The sequence below is a fragment of the Phocaeicola abscessus CCUG 55929 genome, assembly GCF_000312445.1.
Taxonomy (GTDB): Bacteria; Bacteroidota; Bacteroidia; order Bacteroidales; family Bacteroidaceae; genus Phocaeicola; species Phocaeicola abscessus.
The window spans coordinates 207435-224434 of sequence record NZ_HE997186.1 but is presented as its reverse complement, the minus strand read 5'-3'; the positions used below and the strand labels follow the sequence as shown (position 1 = coordinate 224434).

General features: G+C 50.4%; 13 protein-coding genes and 1 pseudogene. 2 read left to right on the top strand and 12 right to left on the bottom strand.

The annotated features are described in order from the left end of the window. Nucleotides 1–202: 202 nt before the first annotated feature. The 7 genes and pseudogenes from tatC to BN102_RS10115 all read right to left on the bottom strand — a co-directional run. A pseudogene (gene tatC, locus BN102_RS10145) lies at nt 203–1033 on the bottom strand (twin-arginine translocase subunit TatC); the annotation flags it as partial. A 9-nt stretch (nt 1034–1042) separates the two neighbouring features. Further along, on the bottom strand, nt 1043–1252 hold the full coding sequence (locus BN102_RS10140) for a Sec-independent protein translocase subunit TatA/TatB (protein WP_035455638.1): 210 nt from the start codon (nt 1250–1252) through the stop codon (nt 1043–1045). A 91-nt stretch (nt 1253–1343) separates the two neighbouring features. Then, nucleotides 1344–2342 carry a lytic transglycosylase domain-containing protein gene (locus BN102_RS10135; RefSeq protein WP_019209037.1) on the bottom strand — a complete coding sequence of 333 codons (999 nt, stop codon included), beginning with the start codon at nt 2340–2342 and terminating at the stop codon, nt 1344–1346. Next, a complete protein-coding gene (rhaD, locus tag BN102_RS10130) occupies nt 2339–3148 on the bottom strand; it encodes a rhamnulose-1-phosphate aldolase (protein WP_019209036.1) in 810 nt (269 codons plus the stop codon). The genes BN102_RS10135 and rhaD overlap by 4 nt, the downstream gene beginning before the upstream one ends. Before the next feature lie 19 nt (nt 3149–3167). Then, on the bottom strand, nt 3168–4178 hold the full coding sequence (rhaT, locus tag BN102_RS10125) for an L-rhamnose/proton symporter RhaT (RefSeq protein ID WP_019209035.1): 1011 nt from the start codon (nt 4176–4178) through the stop codon (nt 3168–3170). A gap of 6 nt (nt 4179–4184) precedes the next feature. After that, entirely contained in the window at nt 4185–5438 is a 1254-nt protein-coding gene (locus BN102_RS10120) for an L-rhamnose isomerase (RefSeq protein ID WP_019209034.1), read from the bottom strand. Nucleotides 5439–5466: 28 nt separating this feature from the next. Next, nucleotides 5467–6945, bottom strand: coding sequence for a rhamnulokinase (locus BN102_RS10115; RefSeq protein ID WP_019209033.1), 1479 nt, complete (start codon nt 6943–6945; stop codon nt 5467–5469). 330 nt (nt 6946–7275) lie between these two features. Between BN102_RS10115 and BN102_RS10110 the strand changes: the two genes are divergently transcribed. Next, on the top strand, nt 7276–8451 hold the full coding sequence (locus BN102_RS10110) for a MalY/PatB family protein (protein WP_019209032.1): 1176 nt from the start codon (nt 7276–7278) through the stop codon (nt 8449–8451). A gap of 38 nt (nt 8452–8489) precedes the next feature. Here BN102_RS10110 and BN102_RS10105 read toward each other — a convergent pair whose 3' ends face one another. From BN102_RS10105 to BN102_RS10085, 5 genes are all read right to left on the bottom strand, one after another. Next, nucleotides 8490–9437 carry a tetratricopeptide repeat protein gene (locus BN102_RS10105; protein ID WP_019209031.1) on the bottom strand — a complete coding sequence of 316 codons (948 nt, stop codon included), beginning with the start codon at nt 9435–9437 and terminating at the stop codon, nt 8490–8492. 48 nt (nt 9438–9485) lie between these two features. Then, the gene (locus tag BN102_RS10100) at nt 9486–11381 is read right to left on the bottom strand and encodes a RecQ family ATP-dependent DNA helicase (protein ID WP_019209030.1); all 1896 of its coding nucleotides are present in this window, start codon (nt 11379–11381) and stop codon (nt 9486–9488) included. Then, entirely contained in the window at nt 11378–13102 is a 1725-nt protein-coding gene (gene recJ / locus BN102_RS10095; protein ID WP_019209029.1) for a single-stranded-DNA-specific exonuclease RecJ, read from the bottom strand. The genes BN102_RS10100 and recJ overlap by 4 nt, the downstream gene beginning before the upstream one ends. A gap of 201 nt (nt 13103–13303) precedes the next feature. Continuing rightward, complete coding sequence (locus BN102_RS10090; RefSeq protein WP_019209028.1) at nt 13304–14515, bottom strand: C1 family peptidase; 1212 nt, start codon at nt 14513–14515, stop codon at nt 13304–13306. 19 nt (nt 14516–14534) lie between these two features. After that, nucleotides 14535–15929 carry an aminopeptidase P family protein gene (locus BN102_RS10085; RefSeq protein ID WP_019209027.1) on the bottom strand — a complete coding sequence of 465 codons (1395 nt, stop codon included), beginning with the start codon at nt 15927–15929 and terminating at the stop codon, nt 14535–14537. Nucleotides 15930–16060: 131 nt separating this feature from the next. Between BN102_RS10085 and BN102_RS10080 the strand changes: the two genes are divergently transcribed. Beyond that, nucleotides 16061–16897: a patatin-like phospholipase family protein gene (locus tag BN102_RS10080; RefSeq protein ID WP_036788017.1), complete on the top strand. Its 837-nt coding sequence runs from the start codon at nt 16061–16063 to the stop codon at nt 16895–16897. The last annotated feature ends 103 nt before the right edge of the window (nt 16898–17000 follow it).

Sequence of the window (17000 nt, the reverse complement as noted above, 5' to 3'; positions counted from 1 at the left end):
TTTTCAGGTTTTCCTGCTGTTTGTTCCTCTTCGGAGGAGCAGGAGTTTTTTTCTCGTCGGGGATGCGGTCGTCATAGTAATGGTATGTCTGATTATAGTCTTCCGGTTGATTTTCTGCTTCCCCGTCTCGCGCGACCGTTTCCGATTCTTGCGTCTGTCGTTCTTTAGCCTGCTGTCTAGCTCTCCAAGCTTCGTCTTCTTTGCGTTCTTCCTCTTCTTCCAATGCTTCCTGCGCTTTCTGAGCAGCCTTCGTACGCTGTACGATGAGGATGCTTGCTTCATAGAGAATCCACATCGGTAGCGCCACTACGGTAAGGGTGAAGATGTCGGCCGTAGGCGTGATGACCGCCGAGACGACCAGCAGGATGACTACTGCATGCTTACGGTATTTCTGCATGAATTCGGCGGTTAGGAAGCCGAATTTGGCAAACAGCCAGCAGAGGATGGGGATCTCGAATACGATACCCATCATCACGCAGAGCATCATCAAGGTATCCATGTACGATTCCAAAGAAATCATATTCACCACCTCTTCGCTCACCTGATAAGTGCCCAAGAAGCGGAACGTGAGTGGGAATATGAGGAAATAGCTGAGCAATACTCCGAATGCGAACATGATTCCCCCGCCACCCAATACTTTGACGGCATATTTGCGCTCGTTGGTATACAAAGCGGGCGAAACGAACCGGAAGAGTTGATAGAGCGTATAGGGGGCAGCAACTAAAAAGCCAGCGTAAATGGCGGCTTTCATGTGTATGACGAACTGCTTGGCCAATCCGGTATTGATCAGCTGTACGGCAAAGTGTCCGTCGTTCCCGTCGGAGGAGAAAATACGGCTTATAGATCGGAAGAATTTGTAAATAATGAAATCATCATTCTTAGGAGCTAAAATGATGTTGAACAAGGTCTCTTTGAAAGCGAATGCTATTGCTGCGAATAGAAGAGTAATAAGGGCAATCTTGAAAAGAATGCCCCTTAATACGTCTAAATGTTCCCAAAATGACATCGCGTCAGGATTCTGTCGAGCGGTCATGCGGGAAGGTTATTTCTGTTCTTTTCTATCTTCTTCGTTGGCTGCATCGGTGATCTCTTTCTCGATGCCGCTTACACCGTCTTTGAAACTTCTAACGCCCTTGCCGATACCTTTCATCAGCTCCGGAATCTTCTTTCCGCCAAAGAGGAGCAGGATGACGAAAGCGATCAGAATGATTTCCTGCATGCCTAAATTGCCTAAAAATAATAATTGATTCATCATCTTTTATGTTTTAAATTACCGTTCAAAATTATATAAAAACTTTAGACCGACCAAAAATCTGCGATGAATTCACGGTCTGTCGCTTACTTTATTTTGTTATCCATCGCTCATCATAAGCTATTGTTTTATGTGGATCGTAATACAGGCCTTCTTTCGTCGGTACATGCAAGATATAGGTTCGATGAGTTTTGTTCAATAATTTATCTTCCCTTAACCAGGGATTCATTTGTTTCAGAATGCTATAATTTATATTCTTGGTTTTAGCCCACGAAACTAAGTTCGGGATCTCGTGGGTTATGGCATATTCTTTACAAGGGATGACAGGATAGAGGTCGGCCGCCTTGAGGCGGAAGCCGAAGGTACCGGGGCGGTGGAACATGATTTTCGCTGCCAAGATACGGTATACGTATCGGGCGGTTTCCTCGATCAGGTGCAGGTCTAACGAGTTTGTCACCGCTTGTTTTTCCAACTGTTGCGAGATACGCGCTTGCCCTGCATTGTACGAAGCGGTCACGGCGACCCAGTCGCCGTATTTGTCGTAAGCCTCTTTCAAATATCTGCAAGCTGCCCGGGTCGCTTTCTCTACATGGTATCGCTCGTCTATGTTGTCATTCACTTCCAAGCCGTATGCTCTGCCCGTCGCAGGCATGAATTGCCATAGACCGGCCGCTCCGGCTTTCGATCTGGCCGTAGGGTTCACGTTGCTTTCGATGGTCATCAGGTACTTGAAGTCATCGGGTATACCGTTACTTTTCAGAATGGGTTCTATCGCGGGAAAGTATCTGTTGGCGCGTTTGATCATTTGCAACGAAGTACTGTGCATGTACATGAATGCGAGCAATTCTCTGTCCATTCGTTCTCGCCGGTCGAATCGGGTCAGATCTATCGTCTTTCCGCAGAATTCGACGGAGACCGGTATGTCCAAAACGCTGTATTCGACAGGCTTGTCTGCCGGATCCTGCTCGATGCGCGCCGTATCGTTTGTGGTTGCCTTCGGAGCCGTGCGACTGCTGCCATTCGCTAACGCCGGCGAGAGGAGAAGCGGCATCAGTACGATCGTCATCCAAGTTTTATTCAGCCTTGTCATTTGGGCAAGTGAAATGCGATGCTCATTGCTTTCAACTGGGAGTCGTTCATACCTTCCGGTTCGAACCCCATGCTTCTGGCGGCTATATAGATCTTCGCACTCTTGGAGAGTACGTCGATCTGATCGAAGGCATCCATGACATCCAACCCTTTGGCAAAAACGCCGTGTTTTTCCCAAAGAACCACGTCGTAATCTTCCAACTCCGCCAACGTACCGTTCGCCAACGCTTCGGATCCGGGAAGCTCGTAAGGGACGACGCCTAAGCCCAAGGGGCAGAATGCTTTCGTCTCGGGAATCATGCTCCACAATATCTGCGTCAGCACGTCTTTCTTCAGGAATTCCTTGGAATGGCTCATCGCCACCAATTCGATGGGATGGGTATGGACGGTGGCTTTGTAAGGTGACCCCGTTTCGATCAGACGACTGTGTATGGACAGGTGGGAGGGAAGCTCGCTCGTGGGATCGACGGGCTGGTCGGCTATGATCACGTAATGGGCACAGTCGTCCAGGATGCGGATGACAGCTCCGTTTTCCATCGGTCGCCGGGCGAGGTCACGCATCCGCTTTCCTGTGCCTTTGCAATAGAAATAGCAACCTTTCAACGACGGCAACCTGATACCGATGGGCTTGACTTTGCTGATGGCGGGCAACGCTCTGACACCATCGTCGGCATATTCGGTGATATTGACGGTGATATTGCCGCCGTTGCGTTCCGCCCAGCCGTTCTGCCAGAGGTAGCCCGCCACTTCGCTTATTTTTTCGATCTCGTTGGCGAGGATCGGTCTGTTGATTAAAATAGAATTCATGATGTTCAAAATATGTAGCTTATTTTAATAATTGCGGCAGGAAGGAGGATATAATCAATACGACCAATCCGGCAACCAGCCATGAGATGGTCTTCCTCTTGCATCCTTTCCATTCTTTCAGAAGAATCCCCCAGACATTGCTGAACGTGACGTTAAGTGCCATCAGGATACACCACGAGAAGGTAAGCAGGACGGCCGATGAAGCCAGAAAACCTTTCCCCAAGCTTAAACCGAAGAATTGACTGTACCAGAGGATGCCCGCCAGGGCACAGAAGAGAAGGTTGTTCAGGTATAGCGAAGTATTGCCGTAATCGCTCCAGGTCTGATGCTTCGAGTTCTGATAAAAACAATAAACGGCATTGGTGATAAATCCTCCCAAAGTAACCATAAAGGTGGCGGGCAGCGTTTGGAAGATCTCCTTGCTTTCTGCGAAATGCAAAGGTTCTCCGAATCCGAGTCCGATGCTGAAACAGGCGCTCATGAATCCGGCGAGCAAAGCGACGAAGATGCCTTTCGGGAAGTTGAAGTCCTTGACGGCTTTCTTCTTCTCTTCGTCGCTCAATTCGGCCGATTTCAAACGCCCCGCATACCCAATGATGCCGATACCGATCAAGGTTACAGCCACCCCTACGATGACGGGGGTGGTCAGATCGTCCGTGTTACCGGTAAAAACGGGGGTGAGGATGGTGCCTAAACCAGCGCAGGTGCCCAAGGCGATGGATTGTCCTAAGGCTACTCCCAAGTATCGCATGGATAAGCCGAAAGTCAATCCGCCGATACCCCATAAAATGCCGAAGAAGATCGCCCATAAGGTCGAGGAGGGATTAGCCCCATATACGTCGAATAAGGAATAGCCGGAAGGAACCGCCAATAAGGCGCCTAAGAAAGGAAATATCAGCCACGCGAAGATCCCTTGCACCATCCAATAACTTTCCCAGCTCCAATCTTTTATTTTATTGATGGGAACATAACTGCTCGACTGACAAAAGGCGCCGATAGCGATGATAATTAATCCGATGACGATTTCCATGACTCATTATCTCCTCTTCGATGTAACCGTAGCTTCGTACGCTTCGACGGAAGGGATGAACGCCTCCCCCACGGGCACGTCATGCTTTTGGTTGAAGTAGTCGTAAACGGCGCCGAACGGAAGTGTCTTAGCCTCTTCGAGCAGTGCCAGACGTTCGAACCATTTGCCTTCGTCCTCGTATTTGCGTAACGTGGCCAACGGTTCCAGAAGAGCGGAGAGCAGGCACTTCTGCGTGGCACGGGTACCGATGATATAAGCGCCGATGCGGTTGATGGAGGCATCGAAGTAGTCGAGGCCGATATGGGCGCGGTTTAAGGCTTCGGAACGTACCAATTCTTTGAACAGATCGAGCGTCTGATCGTTCATGATGGTGACGTGATCGGAATCCCAGCGGACAGGACGGCTGACGTGCAGCATGAGCTCCGGAACGAATAAGAGCAACGAAGCCACCATGTCGCTCACGTTCTCCGTCTGTTCGTAGTGGCCGGTGTCTAACGTATACATCACGTTGTGCTTCGAGCAGTAACCTACATAGAAGTCGTGCGAGCCCACCGTATAACTTTCCATGCCGATGCCAAAGAGTTTGGCTTCCAGGCAAGGTCTCATGTGTGGTAGCTTTTCGGCGAGTATTTCGTCGAGCGAATCTTTCAGGATTTCCCGATACCGCATGCGTTCGACGGTTAGATCTTTTAAGCCGTCGTGAATCCAGATGTTCATGATGCAGGGATCACCTTGTGCCTCACCCATCGCTTCGGCAATGCGCCGGCAACGTTTGGTGTGTTCGATCCAGAAATCGCGGATGCCCTTGTCTGGATTGGCTAACGTCAGGTAACCGCTCTTGGGGTGAGAGAAGCTCGTCGAATTGAAATCCAACTTCAGGCCGTTGGTTTTCGCCCAGTCGATCCAGCCTTGGAAATGTTTGGTTTCCACTTCGTCGCGGTCGACGGATCGACCGTCAAACTCGCCATAGATCTCGTGCAGGTTCAAGCGGAACGTACCGGCGAGTAGGGAGGTCACCTGGTTGATATCTTCACGCAGTTCGTCGATGTTCCGTGCCCTGCCGGGATAATTCCCCGTGGTTTGAATACCTCCGGATACTGCCTCGTTGCGTTCGAAGCCCACTACGTCATCGGCCTGCCAGCAATGCAGGGAGATCGGCGTCTTCTCTAATATTTCGATCGCTTTGTCGGTATCTACGCCGACGGCGGCATAACGTTCTTTCGCAATCTCGTAAGCTTTTGTAATCAGATTTTCTTTCATGGTTTTATCATTAATGGTGAATTATACTTTATAAATCGTCGCGGTAAACGGTTAGATACTTCCTGTATCCTGCTTCCCACAGGTCGTTATCCTGCGGTTCGAATGATCTGGTTTCGGCCGATGCGCGAATCAGCGCCCGCATGTCCTCGATCGTGGCGACGATACCGTCGGCTTTGGCTTGCATCATGAGATTTCCGATGGCCGTCCCCTCTGTTGGTCCAGCTGTTACGGGGATCCCGAGCGCATTACTTGCGAACTGGTCGAGGAGTTCGTTTTTCGATCCTCCGCCGATGATATGCAACCGTTCAATGGGGAATGGAGCCATTTGCTGCAAATCTTTGAATACTTGCTTATAACGCAACGCCAGACTATCGAAGATGCAGCGCGTCAGCCGGGCATCCGTATCGGGCACGGGTTGTTCCGTTTGCTCGCAGTACTGTCGGATGGCATTCGGCATCGATTTCGGGTTGGCGAAGCACGGTGCGTCCGGATTAATCAGACTACGAAAGGCCGGTGATGCGGAGGCGAGCCGGTTCAATTCGTCGTAACCGTATTCTCGCAGGACGGGACGTTCTGCCCGGCAGCGTTCCAGCAGCCACATGCCGCAGATGTTTTTCAGGAAACGGACGGTGCCTTCTACGCCGCCTTCGTTGGTAAAGTTCTTTTCCAAGCTCTCCTCGTTGATAATCGGCTCTTTGATTTCGATACCCATTAAGCTCCACGTTCCGGAGCTCAGGTATGCGAAGCGTTCGCCCACGGCAGGTACCGAGGCGACGGCAGAGGCGGTATCGTGCCCGGCAACGGAAACGATCGGTATGGCACCCAGTCCGGTCTGCTTCTGTACTTCGTCCGTTAAGACGCCCAATCGAGTGCCCGGCAGTACGATCGGTGCGAACTGCGCACTTTTCACGCCCGCCGCATCGAGCAATTTGTCCTCGAAGTTTTTGGTGCGAGGATTCAGCATCTGCGAGGTGGAGGCTATCGTGTATTCGGTCGTCATCTTTCCGGTTAGCATATAGCCTAATGCATCGGGCATAAACAGGATTTTGTCTGCCGCCGCCAAGGCGGAACAGCCGCGCCGATACAAGGCGTGCAGTTGGTATAGCGAGTTGAAGTTCATGATCTGAATGCCGGTGAGGCCGTACACTTCCCGACGCGATATTTCTTTGAAGTAAGCTTCGGGTGCCCCGACCGTCTGCGTATCTCTATACGAGTAAGGGGTACGCAACAATTCGCCGTCTTTGCCGATAAAGACGAAGTCGACCCCCCACGTATCGATCCCGATGGATCGGATGGGGATTTGTCGGTCGGCCGCTTCTTTCAATCCTTTGACGATTTCTCCGTAGAGGGCGTAAATATCCCAGTAATAATGCCCGTTGACCTGAATGATGGTATTGGGGAAACGGGTGAGTTGTTGCAGTTCGAGTTGCTGATCGGATAAGCAGCCGACAATTGTCCTACCGCTGGTTGCCCCTAAGTCAACCGCAAAGAAACAGGCGTTTTTCATGGTTTCGTTTCTATTTTTTATTGTCTCCACAAATTTAATGCATTATTCGGCGTGACGAACATTAATTTCCCTTAAATTTTCTGTGTCGCTGCACCTTATGCGGGAATTTTGCCGTACCGGATGAGGACGTACGCATAACTGATACCGCCTCCATCCTTTATCCGGGAAAACTTCGGGCGGCGGTTTTGCCAAGCCATTTAGCAGCACCGAAACCGGAGTTTTACTTTCAGCATGTCGACGCCGACGGTCGAAAGACAAATATCAGGGCACAGTCTTGTTTTTTCTTTCTTTTTATCTAATTTTGTAAGACTCGTAAAATAAGCATGTACCATGATCTACGATTTTGACAGAATAATCGATCGCGAAGGAACTGCCGCTATCAAGCTGGCCGGTTTGCAGAAACACTGGGGCAGAACAGACCTGATTCCGCTTTGGGTGGCAGATATGGATTTCGCAAGTCCTCCTTTTATCTTGGACGCGATCCGTCGGCGCTGCGACAGAGAGATTCTGGGCTATACCTCCGAGCACGATGGATATTATCGGTCTATTATCGATTGGGTGAAATCGCGTTACGGAATGTCTGTCGATCGAGGAGCGATTACGTTTGTCGGGGGGATCGTTCCGGGAATTGCTTTTGCGATAAATTGCTTTACAGCACGCGGTGACAAGATTTTGATTCAGCCGCCGGTATATCATCCTTTCCGTCAAGTCTCCCTGGCCAACGGGCGTCAGGTGGTAACCAATCCGTTGATTTTGGAAGACGGAGTGTATCGTATGGATATCGACGATTTCTGCCGGAAGGTGAAGGGGTGCAAACTCTTTATCCTTTGCAATCCTCATAATCCGGGAGGGGTGGTTTGGAAGGAAGAAGAGCTGTGCGCGGTGGCGGAGATTTGCTACGAGGAAGGCGTGTTGGTTTTGTCCGACGAAATCCATGCCGACTTGACGTTGCCGCCTTATCGACATCGTCCTTTCTGCATGGTCGGCGAGCGGGCGAAGATGAATTCCGTTACTTTCATGGCTCCGAGCAAGGCGTTCAATATTCCGGGTATCTCGGCTTCGCAGGCGATCATATACGACAAGGCGTTGCACCGTCGTTTCGAGACTTTCTTGGAAGCGGGCGAATCGAATATGGGGCATGTCTTCGCTTTTCTTTCGGTGGAGGCCGCCTACACGCATGGGACCGAATGGCTCGACCAGTGCCTTGCTTATATTCAGGGAAACATCGATTATACGGCTGATTTCTTGCAGGAGCATACCCCGAAGATCCGTGTGCTGCGACCGCACGCTTCATACCTGGTTTGGTTGGATTGTCGGGCGCTGTGCCTTTCACAGGAAGCATTGAACGATTTCTTTGTCGACAAGGCGCATCTGGCTTTGAACGATGGGGCTCTCTTCGGCGAAGAAGGGAAAGGGTTTATGCGCTTAAATGTCGGCAGTCCGCGTTCTGTCCTCGAGCGGGCGCTGAAACAGTTGGTCGAAGCTTATGTAGTGATGGGCTTTTAGGCACTTCTTCCGAGACTTTCGAGCCGATGGCTTCTCTGTCAGAAAGGGATATGTCGCTTCATGTTCTCGTAGTCGGGGCTGGAGGCAAGGGTTTCTTCCGGCGGATAGAATGTTTCCGCTTTCTCGAGGTCGGTTTCCGCTCCTTTTTCGTCGCCGGCTTCCAATCGGGCCCGACTTCTCTCTCGATACGCCTCTGCGAATTCGGGCAGCACGTCGATCGCATCGGAATACACTGCGATTGCTTTCTCCCACGCTTCATTCGTTTGGAAGAGTTTTCCCAGCAACAAGTAGGCGCTGCGGTTGAACGGGTTCGATTCGATCACGGTCCGGATGCTTCTTTCCGCTTCGGCAACCTGTCCTTCGGACAGTTCGAGCCGCGCTTTCAGCAGGGCGGCATCTTCGTTCTCCGGATCGAGCGATAATAGCTTTTCGACGTCGTCCTTCGCACTGTTGGGATCGTCCGTATCCGCCAGCAGCTTCGCTCTGAGCAGGTATGCATCCGCGTAATCGGTTTTCAACTCAATCGCTTTATCCAATTGTGCAATGGCTTCGGGAAGGTTTTGCAGTCCGGCGTTTGCCCTTGCGGCAAGATAATAGATCCTTGGATCGTCCGTTTCGACTTCTAAAGCCTTTCGACAGACCTCGTGCATGCATTCGTAATCTTCTTGTACGAAGCAGATATGAGCGAGAGAGATGCGCGGTCGGGCGTTTTCCGGTTCGAACCGGATCCATCGGTCGAGCGCCATCTGCGCCTCTTCCCATTTCCCGAGCTGTACGTAGGCATTAGCCAAGTGATCGTACACTTCGGCGTCTTCCCGGATATCCGCTGCCCGTTTAAAGCATTCGACGGCATAGTCGGCCCGTTGCATGTGAAAGGCACGGATACCGTCGTATTTCAAGATTTCGAAGTTCTTTTTTTCGTTCTTTTCTCTCTCGTCTTCCTCCGATCTTTCACGAGGGTTGAATAAGGATTTAAATAGATTCATACGCTGTGTGACTGTTCGTCTGCAAAGTTAGCATAAATTCGTAAAAACCTACGAGGAAAGCGTCCCGTCTTTCAGCTTGATTCGCTCTTCGGCCAGCAGGTATTGCAATACTTGTTCAGCCCGTTCCCCTTCTTCCTCGAAGTGTTTCATCATTTCTACATGGCTGATAGGTGATTCTTTCAAGAGGAGACGCATTCGATGCGCTATTCGTTCGAAAGTGTCCTTGTGCATGTCTTGGGGAGGTTGTTGGAGACAGACGTCGCATTGTCCGCAGTTGTGTTCATTTTTCTCTCCGAAGTAGCGGAGGAGCATCCGACTTCGGCATTTATCATCCGAGTTTGCGTAGTCGATCATCGCATGGATGCGGTCGGCATAACTCTTTTTCCGATCCTCGTAGATTTCGGGAGGAATCCGAAGGCTGTCTTTCTCCATTCTTTCCCTAGTGTACAGGATGAAAGGAGTCCGTTTGCGAGGAATGTAGCTGATGATCTGTCTTTTCGAAAGGTTCAGCAAGAGTTGATAGATTCGTTCGCGGCTTAAGCCGGTCCGTACTGCCAGCGATTCTTCATTGATGTAGGCGTAATCGGAGAACAGTCCCGTATAGGAGCGAAGGATGAGGTTGATCAGGCGGTCGGTATCCGCATCGTTGCTGTTCAAGAGGTAGAGCTCGTCTCTCCTGACGATAAACAACAACTGCGAGGCATTGTCTTGTTCTTCGGTATATTCCAAATATCCCGCTTTCGTGAGAATCTTCAGCGCGCTGTCGGCTTGGACGGGAAAGTGTTTGAATTTCAGGCAGAAATCGTCCAAGTCGAATGCGAACGTGCATCCTTCTCCGTCGCCCATCGCCATCTCGAAATAGTAGTTGATATGCTCGTATACTTCGCGGATGTACGCTTTATCGGGGAAGGCATCGGATATTCGTTTGTTCAGTGCGGTGTTATCACCTTTAGCATAGAGCAGGATGGCATACGCCTTGTGCCCGTCGCGTCCCGCCCGCCCCGCCTCTTGGAAGTAAGCTTCCGGAGAATCGGGTATGTCGGCATGAACGACCGATCGGACATCCGGTTTATCGATGCCCATGCCGAATGCATTCGTAGCGACCATCACCCTAATTTCGTCGTTCACCCAGGCTTTCTGTCGCAAGTCTTTTACGTCGTCGTTCAGACCGGCATGATAAAACGTGGCGGTGACGCCTTCCCGGTTCAGTCGGTCGGCGATCTCTTTGGTTCGTTTCCGGCTTCGCGTATAAACGATGGCCGAGCCCGCAATGGTCTCGAGGATATGCATGAGCGTTTCTATCTTGTTTTCTGTTTTTCGGACGATGTAAGCCAAATTCTCCCGTTCGAAACTCATCCGGATAACGCGACTCCCCTCCCGGAACAGCAGCTTGTCCTGAATATCTTTTGCAACAGGAGGTGTCGCCGTCGCCGTCAGAGCCAGCACGGGTATGTCGGGAAGCAACTTGCGGATATCGGCGATCTTCAAGTAGGCGGGACGGAAATCATATCCCCATTGCGAGATGCAGTGCGACTCGTCGACCGTGATCATGCTTACCCGCATGCTGCGGACTTTCGTGATGAACAACTCCGTGGCCAATCGTTCCGGAGATATGTAGAGAAATTTATAGTCTCCGTAGATGCAATTGTCCAGAGCGATTACTATCTCCCCGCGAGTCATTCCCGAATATACGGCTATGGCCTTGATTCCGCGTTTGCGAAGGTGTCGTACCTGATCTTTCATCAGGGCGATAAGCGGCGTGACGACGATGCAAATGCCTTGTTTGGCTAAGGCGGGCACTTGAAATGCGATCGACTTGCCTCCGCCCGTAGGCATCAGTCCCAAGGTATCATGTCCGGAGCCGATGCTATCGATGATTTCTTCCTGAATGCCTCGAAAGCTGTCGTAGCCCCAGTATTCTTTCAGAATCGTTTGATAAGTCATACTGTTTCAGCTTGCCTGATATCTTCGATTTGCAGTTGGATTTCTCCGTGTTTATGCGTATTTTCCTCGATGGTAAAGCAGATGTCGAAGGCACGTTTCGTTTTGATATAACGAGCCTGCGAGCTTTGTCCGAAAGCGATGCCGTTCATTACGTTATTCGATTTGTTGTCCACCAGTTCTAACTTGATATGTTCCTGATTCCTTCCCACCACTTTGCTCGTGCCGTAATCGTAAACATGATGCGTACAGAATACGGGTTTGTGGTTGTCCGGCCCGAAAGGATTGAACTTCTTCAAGTCTGCATGGAATTTGGGCGTAATATCTTTGAAATCGATGAGGGCGTCGATGTTTAATACCGGAGAGGTCTGTTCTTGTGCAATATGTTCGGCCACATAAGCTTCAAAGCGACGGGCGAATTCGGCGACATTTTCTATTTTCATCGATAATCCTGCCGCATACGTATGTCCTCCGAAATTTTCCAGCAGGTCTCGGCAGCTTTCGATGGCTTTGTATACATCGAATCCGATCACCGAGCGGGCAGACCCGGTAGCGAGTTCTTCCGTGCGGGTGAGAACGACAGCCGGCCGGTAGTAGGTTTCCATCAGTCGGGATGCGACGATGCCTATGACGCCTTTGTGCCACTTCTCATTATAGATGACGATGGATCGGCGTTGGTTTAAGCTTTCTTTGTCGACGACTAACTTGGTCGCTTCTTCCGTCATAGATTTGTCCAAATCTTTTCGCGTCTCGTTGTATGCGTTGATTTGGTTGGCCTTCTCGAGGGCAAGGGCAAAATCTTTTTCGATGAGCAGTTCTACTGCTTCCTTTCCGTTTTGTATGCGACCGGAGGCATTGATACGAGGGCCTATTTTGAAAACGATATCGTTCATCGTGATTTCTTTGCTTTGCAGGCCACAAATATCTACGATCGCTTTCAAGCCGACACTCGGATTCGAATTCAATTGTTTCAATCCGTGATAGGCCAATACCCGATTTTCTCCCATGATGGGAACGATATCCGATGCGATGGCTACGGCCACCAAATCGAGCAGAGGAGCCAGACACTGAAATTCGATGCCGTTATTCGAAGCGAATGCTTGCATGAATTTGAATCCTACTCCGCAACCCGACAGATGTTCGTAGGGGTAGGTAGCGTCTTTCCGCTTCGCGTTCAGGATAGCTACGGCAGGCGGAAGTACTTCGTCGGGGACGTGGTGATCGCAGATGATAAAGTCTATGCCTTTTTCTTTGGCATAACCGATCGCTTCTACGGCTTTGATTCCGCAATCCAAGACAATGATGAGTTTTACTCCCGTTTCGTACGCATAATCTATTCCTCGTTTCGAAACGCCATAGCCTTCTTCGTACCGATCGGGGATGTAGTAATCGATGTTGGAATAGAATTGGAGAATAAATTTATAAACCAATGCGACCGAAGTGACCCCGTCTACGTCGTAGTCTCCGTATACCAATATGCGTTCTTTCTTTCCCATCGCTTGGTTAAGCCGTTCTACGGCTGCACTCATGTCTTTCATCAGGAAAGGATCGTGCAACTCGTTTAACTGGGGGCGGAAGAATCGCTTGGCCTCTGCGGCAGAGGTGATGCCCCTTTTCAACAGGAGTTTGCCGAGAATAGGACTGATTCCCGCTTCTCTCGCAAGTGCTTTAGCTGCTTCTATCTGTTCTTGGATGGGAGGTTGATAGTTCCATTTGAAATTCATTATATATATTGTTTTTTCTTTTTCTGTTTTCCGGAATAAAAAGGAATGCCCGAGAAGACTCTTCCTTTTTATTGGAGCGTAAAGTTAGAAAAAAAACAGGTATAAATTGCCAATTCTATATAAAAAATACAGAATTGGCAATAATATAATGAAATCCGCGAGCCGAAGGCAGGTAGGATATCTGCTTAAATAGAGGAAAAATTACATTTGAACGCCTAATTTCTTTGCAATTTCTTTGGGAAGCGCTTTCTTGTGAACGAGGATATTCATGGTTTTATAGCGGACGAACGCTTTGGATGCGTACCATATGCCGTTGTATTTGCCTGATTCACCCCACGAGTTCTTGACCATATAATATTCCGTTCCGTTTTGATCTTTGGCGATGCCGTAGATTTGCATGCCGTGATCGTCGGTGGTTTCCCAGTTGTCGTATGCTTGTTGACGTTCGGCCTGAGTAACCCATTTCTCCGGTCCGGGTTTTTCCGTGATATTTCTTTCCTGCTGAGGCAGCTTCAGCCAGTGAGCCATGTCCGATCCGCTCAGTTCGACGATCTTCTTCGTGTCGGGGACCACGGCAATGCCGTTTCGCGTAAAGCCTTGTTCGCTTACGTCGGCTCCCCAGGCGATCGTATATCCGTTGTCGATCGCATAGTCGAACACTTCGAGCAATTCGTCGATGGGCAAGTTGTAAGATTTTGCCCAGCGCCAGTTGTCTTGCACCTCGATGACGAACGGCTGATAGAAAGGATGATGGGTGTATGAGGTCAGCGAAATATAATCGTTGGCGTTCAGTCCCAGGGATTGGTAGAAGGAGCGTGGCGTATAGGTTTTCCCTTCGTAGACGAAAGTTTCCGGAGCTTTTCCCAAGTAGGTCTCATGAACGGCTTCGATCGCTTTCTTCCACAAGGCGTTTCCGTCGGGATCGGTTTGTAATTTGCGGAGTTTGCCTTTGGTGATCGCAGCTACCATGGCGTCGGTCAAGGCCGAGAGTTCGGTATGGTCGCTGAGTGTATCGCCGTACATGACGCCGGGGGGCATTACTTCTTCGGGAACCAATCCGAAGCGGTCCATTCCGTAGATCACGTCGTAGAACGAGCCTCCTTGCGAGAAAGATACGTCGCCGTGCATGCGGACGGCGGCTTCTGCGCGGTCCATATACGTCTTTTCGGCGAGATACATTTCGGAGAAATCGTAGGTTCCCTTCCCCATGCGGAGCAATTCCGATTCCAGAAAGCCCATGGAGGAGTAGCACCAACAGGTGCCGGCCCGGTTTTGATTTTTTACGGAGGTAATAGGATTGGCTTTTACGGTGGTGAAGACGAAGCCTTCTTTCTCCGCTTCCTCTTTCTTTTCCTGAGCGAAGGAACTGATGCTTATCAGTCCGATCGCGACGAGCAGTGCTAATTTTTTCATTTTTAATTATGATGGATGATTAATTGTTTCTCATGAACGCTTCTATTTCTTTTACCGTGACGGGGATACGTTCTTTCCCCAAGAAACGGGAACCGTCTTTCGTGATGAGAATATCGTCTTCTATGCGGATCCCGCCGAAATCTTTGAATTTTTCTATTTCGTCGTAGTTCAGGAAGGAAGCGTGCAGGCGGGCGGCTTTCCATTTGTCGATCAGTGCCGGAATGAAGTAGCATCCGGGTTCGTCGGTGATGACGAAACCTTCCTGCAACCTGCGTCCCATACGCAATGCGCTGAGTCCGAACTGGTCCGACGGGCGGACTTCGTCGTCGAAACCGACGTATGTCTGTCCGAGATTTTCCATGTCGTGTACGTCCAATCCCATCATGTGGCCTAATCCGTGAGGAAGGAACAAGGCATGAGCTCCTGCGGCGACGGCTTCGTCCGTATCGCCTTTCATCAGGCCGAGGTCTTTCAGTCCTCGCGCCAATACCTTGCATACGGCCAAATGCACGGATTGGTAAGTGACGCCGGGCTTGGCCAATTCCAGCGCGTGGTCGTGCCCGGCCAGCACCAGGTTGTATATGTCTTTTTGTCTATCGGTGAATTTTCCGCTCACCGGAACGGTGCGCGTATGATCCGAGCAATAGCTGCTGGTCAGTTCGGCGCCGGCGTCCGTCAGCATGAGATGGCCCTTTTCTAAAAGATGGTCGTGCCCGTGATTGTGCAGGGTTTCGCCGTGTTGGGTGAGGATGGTGGGGAAGGAAACCATGCTTCCGTATTGCGAGGCGATGCCGTCCAGCGCTCCGGCGATCAGCTGTTCTTTGACACCCGGCCGGCACATCTTCATGGCCGTAGTGTGCATCAGGTAGCCCACGTGTGCGGCTTTATCCAGTTCTTCGATTTCACAGGGTTCTTTGGAAGCGCGCAGCGCGACGACCGCTTTGATCAGTTCGACGGATGTGTAGTTCTGAACGGCGGCGGCGCGAATGCCCGTCAGTGCTTCCAGCCAGAGGTAATGGTCGAACCGATAAGGAGGAAGGAAGTGGATCTTTCGCCCTTTGGCCACGGCCTCGCCGATCATTTTGTTGAGTTGTTTCAGCGGATAGCTGCGGGGAACGCCTACTTGGGCTCCTAATTCTGCTATGCTCGGTTGCGGTCCCATCCAGATGATGTCGTCCATCGTGACGTCATTCCCGAAGAAGTAATCTCTATGCGCGTCGAGATCGAGTATGCCTGCCAGGCCCGGCAGCGAATGCCCGAAGAAATAGAGAAAGGTACTGTCCTGACGATAACGATACGTATTGTCGGGGTAGTTGGCCGGCGCTTCTTGGTTGCCTAAAAGTAAAACGATGCCGTGCGGAATCTTCTTGTGCAGCGCAGCCCGACGGTTTTTGTAAACAGACAGATCAAACATATCCTGTGATTTTATTGATTTTTAAATACGATCTTCGTCGCAAACATAATAAAATTAATCTTTTTTTCAGCATGTTCGGCTATAATTTTTCAACGGGAAAACGTATTTTTGCGTTAAATAATAGTACTATGCTGACAATCGACGATAAAACGGGCTTGGTGCTCGAAGGAGGAGGGATGCGGGGCGTGTTTACGTGCGGCGTACTCGATTATCTGTTGGATATGCGTCTTTATTTCCCTTATGTGGTAGGGGTCTCGGCGGGAGCTTGCAACGGCCTCTCGTACTTGTCGCATCAAAGAGGAAGGGCGAAGTACAGCAATATCGATTTGTTGGACAAGTATCATTATTTGGGTATCAAACATCTCTGGACGAACCGCAGTATCCTGGATATGGATTTGCTGTATGAACATTTCCCGAATGAAATCCTGCCGTACGATTACGACGCTTACGAGGCGAATCCTGCCCGGTTCGAGATGGTGACGACCGATTGTCTGACGGGACGGGCCCTGTACCTGGAGGAGAAACGTGACCGCCAGCGTGTGGTCGCTATCGCAAGAGCTTCGGCGAGTCTCCCGTACGTCTGCCCGACGGCTTGTGTCGACGGTCGTCCCATGCTCGATGGCGGCATTGTCGATTCCATTCCTCTTCGGCGAGCTATCGGTCAGGGATATGCGAAGAATGTCGTCGTGCTTACCCGGAACAAGGGCTATCGGAATCGGGAAAAAGATCGTAGGATACGCTTCGTGTATCGAAACTATCCCCGATTGCGCGTCGCATTGAGCCATCGTATCGAGGTTTACAACGAACAGTTGGAGATGGTCGAGAAGATGGAAGAGGAAGGCTCGATCATTGCTATCCGGCCGGTGAAAACACTGAAAGTCGACCGCATGGAAACGGATACGACGAAACTGACGGCCTTGTACGAAGAAGGCTATGCGCAGGCTAAGGCCGTCTTGGAGAAACTCTAAGCAGGTAGCGATGGAAACTTCGTAGGCGCGAAGCGAAAATTCCATCCGCACGAAATCGAAATTTCATAGGCATAAAAATTTGTTAACGTAGGCACGTTAACAA

What these genes read in the sequence shown, in the direction of transcription:
- BN102_RS10140 (WP_035455638.1), bottom strand. Translation starts at nt 1,252, where the DNA reads ATGAATCAATTATTATTTTTAGGCAATTTAGGCATGCAGGAAATCATT.
- BN102_RS10135 (WP_019209037.1), bottom strand. Translation starts at nt 2,342, where the DNA reads ATGACAAGGCTGAATAAAACTTGGATGACGATCGTACTGATGCCGCTT.
- rhaD (WP_019209036.1), bottom strand. Translation starts at nt 3,148, where the DNA reads ATGAATTCTATTTTAATCAACAGACCGATCCTCGCCAACGAGATCGAA.
- rhaT (WP_019209035.1), bottom strand. Translation starts at nt 4,178, where the DNA reads ATGGAAATCGTCATCGGATTAATTATCATCGCTATCGGCGCCTTTTGT.
- BN102_RS10120 (WP_019209034.1), bottom strand. Translation starts at nt 5,438, where the DNA reads ATGAAAGAAAATCTGATTACAAAAGCTTACGAGATTGCGAAAGAACGT.
- BN102_RS10115 (WP_019209033.1), bottom strand. Translation starts at nt 6,945, where the DNA reads ATGAAAAACGCCTGTTTCTTTGCGGTTGACTTAGGGGCAACCAGCGGT.
- BN102_RS10110 (WP_019209032.1), top strand. Translation starts at nt 7,276, where the DNA reads ATGATCTACGATTTTGACAGAATAATCGATCGCGAAGGAACTGCCGCT.
- BN102_RS10105 (WP_019209031.1), bottom strand. Translation starts at nt 9,437, where the DNA reads ATGAATCTATTTAAATCCTTATTCAACCCTCGTGAAAGATCGGAGGAA.
- BN102_RS10100 (WP_019209030.1), bottom strand. Translation starts at nt 11,381, where the DNA reads ATGACTTATCAAACGATTCTGAAAGAATACTGGGGCTACGACAGCTTT.
- recJ (WP_019209029.1), bottom strand. Translation starts at nt 13,102, where the DNA reads ATGAATTTCAAATGGAACTATCAACCTCCCATCCAAGAACAGATAGAA.
- BN102_RS10090 (WP_019209028.1), bottom strand. Translation starts at nt 14,515, where the DNA reads ATGAAAAAATTAGCACTGCTCGTCGCGATCGGACTGATAAGCATCAGT.
- BN102_RS10085 (WP_019209027.1), bottom strand. Translation starts at nt 15,929, where the DNA reads ATGTTTGATCTGTCTGTTTACAAAAACCGTCGGGCTGCGCTGCACAAG.